Below are 722 nucleotides of genomic sequence, written 5' to 3'. Positions count from 1 at the left end.
CGGGTCCGGCTGGTCGTCGATGACGCCTACTCGACCTTCATGCATTCCAAGGTTGTCGGGTTGATCCGGCGGGCGGGACTGCGTTATCCGAACGCAGATTTGCGGCGCATCGACCTGCTCGACGAGCGCGGTCTGAACCGGCACGTGCTGACCCAGCTCGGCACCTGCTCATTCGTGACCCGGCAGCAGAATGTTGTCTTCCAGGGCTTCACCGGGTCGGGGAAGTCGTATCTGGGCTGCGCGATCGCCAAACGCGCCTGCGAGCACCGCATCCGCGCCCACTACGTCCGCATGCCCGACCTCGAGGAAGCCTGGGTCGCCGCGCAAGACACACCAGGCGGGGCCGGCAAGTTCCTGCGAAAGTATGCCGCCTTCACTCTGTTGGTGATCGATGAGTGGTTGCTGGACCGGCCGACGGAATCGATGCGGACAATGCTGCTGGAGTTAATGGAGCGCCGTTACGGCGAGACATCGACGGTCTTCTGCACCCAGTATCAGCAGAAGGACTGGCACCAGCGCCTCGGCTCCGGTGTTCACGCCGACGCGATCATGGACCGCATCATCCACAACACCGTCTGGGTCGAGACCGGCACTTACAACATGAGGGAGCAAACCGCCCTCACCAGCGCCTAACGATCGGGCCGAGAGCCAGTGGCTCCCAACAACACCACCGCTGGCTCTCTTCCGCACGATCACTGGCTCTGAACCGCACGATCGAGTGG

At 63.2% G+C, this 722-nt stretch carries 1 protein-coding gene; it reads left to right on the top strand.

The window, feature by feature from the left end:
- The coding region (locus DL891_RS16595) for an ATP-binding protein (RefSeq protein WP_111721591.1) at window positions 1-633 on the top strand (633 nt) is incomplete at its 5' end.
- Window positions 634-722: the final 89 nt, after the last annotated feature.

The organism is Homoserinimonas sp. OAct 916 (assembly GCF_003260275.1).
In the GTDB taxonomy this organism is placed as follows: Bacteria; Actinomycetota; Actinomycetes; order Actinomycetales; family Microbacteriaceae; genus OACT-916.
Note: the sequence above shows the minus strand (reverse complement) of the source record. Positions and strands in the feature narration are given on the sequence as shown.